Genomic DNA, 1,496 nt, shown 5'->3' with positions numbered 1-1,496 from the left:
TTCTTCTTCCATGACGGTCTTTCGCAAACGAATTGCGCCCATTAGCTCTGAGTTGCGAACAATCATTGGTGACTGGGCCAAACAACAACTGAATCATTCTTTAGATGATGACCAAACAATCATCGTGGATGCGACGGTCGTACCAGTAAATATTCGCTTTCCGCAAGACTATTCACTACTCAGCCAAGCTCGCACAACGCTTGAAAAGTTCATTACTGAGTTGGCTCACCAGTTAAACACTAAGATTCCCCGAACCTACAAGCGGGAAGCTCACAAAGTTTATGTTCGTTTCACCAAAAAGCCCCGGCGTTCAGCTAAAGAAACCCGGAATCAGGTTAAAGCGCAACTGCAGTATGTGCGACGAGACTTACGTTATGTCCACGAACTTCGTGAACAAGGTGGTCAGCTGTCGGAACGTCAATTGGTTAAGCTGGCAACGATTCAACGTCTGTTTGAACAACAGAATTTCATGTATCAAAATAAGACTCATCGAGTTAAAGATCGCATTGTTAGTCTGGCACAACCCTATGTGCGGCCAATCAAGCGCGGAAAAGCCCGACAGAATACAGAGTTTGGCCCTAAGATTGATGCTTCCATTCAAAATGGCATCATTGAAATTGAACGGGTTGATTTCAATGCCTTTAATGAGAGTACCGACTTTCAAACCGTAATTGAGCGATACCATCATGTTCATGGTTACTATCCAGATGAAGTTCTTGCCGATAAATTATATCGAAACCGCGAGAACATCGCGTTTGCCAAGGAACATGGGATTAAAATAATTGGCCCCAAACTAGGACGTAAACCCAAATATATTGATCAAAAGGAACGGCGGCCACCATTGCCGTTTCAATCGATTTGGGGATCATGGTGGCCAATATCGAAACAGTTTTACGCTTTTTTTCTTGGAAACTTTTACTTATCATCAAAACTGACGCTATTTATTTAAAAATCAGTTATCAAACAAACCAAATAGATTAAATCTAAGGGCCTAATTCAGCAGCCACTATTTATCTTATCTGTGGCAAAACTGATCTTCGGCGAGGAATCGATGGTTTGGTAAATGTAGTTTTAGATCAATTCAAGATTGATCCATATTCTAAATCTTTATATCTGTTTTGCGGCACAAGAAAAGATCGATTCAAAGCTTTATATTGGGACGGAGATGGTTTTTGGCTGCTTTATAAACGAATTGAAAATGGTCGTTTACAATGGCCCACAAATACAAATGAAGTAAAGAAGCTGCATGCCAAACAATTAGAACGCCTACTTTCTGGTTGGACTGTCGAATCATCGATTCGACAAACAAAACCACCAAAATATACTAGTCATCAACGGCAATAAATGATAAACTCAAATCATCACATGAGGAATGGTGGTGATCCGTAATGTCTAAGAATGAAGAGCTTTTACAAAAAACACTTCGGCAAAATAGTGAATTAATGAAAAAAATTAAGCTGCTTAATGAACAAGTGGCATATTTAACAAACAAGTTA

Annotated in this window: 2 protein-coding genes; both read left to right on the top strand. The window is 39.8% G+C overall.

The genetic code is table 11. The annotated features are described in order from the left end of the window. Positions 1–949 (top strand): transposase family protein (locus tag ON15_RS11825; protein ID WP_459560711.1); only part of this gene is annotated, 949 nt, incomplete at its 5' end. Between the two features lie 59 nt (positions 950–1,008). Next, complete coding sequence (tnpB, locus tag ON15_RS09300; RefSeq protein WP_026049561.1) at positions 1,009–1,344, top strand: IS66 family insertion sequence element accessory protein TnpB; 336 nt, start codon at positions 1,009–1,011, stop codon at positions 1,342–1,344. Positions 1,345–1,496: the final 152 nt, after the last annotated feature.

This window comes from Liquorilactobacillus vini DSM 20605 (assembly GCF_000255495.1).
GTDB classification, from domain to species: domain Bacteria; phylum Bacillota; class Bacilli; order Lactobacillales; family Lactobacillaceae; genus Liquorilactobacillus; species Liquorilactobacillus vini.
Note: the sequence above shows the minus strand (reverse complement) of the source record. Positions and strands in the feature narration are given on the sequence as shown.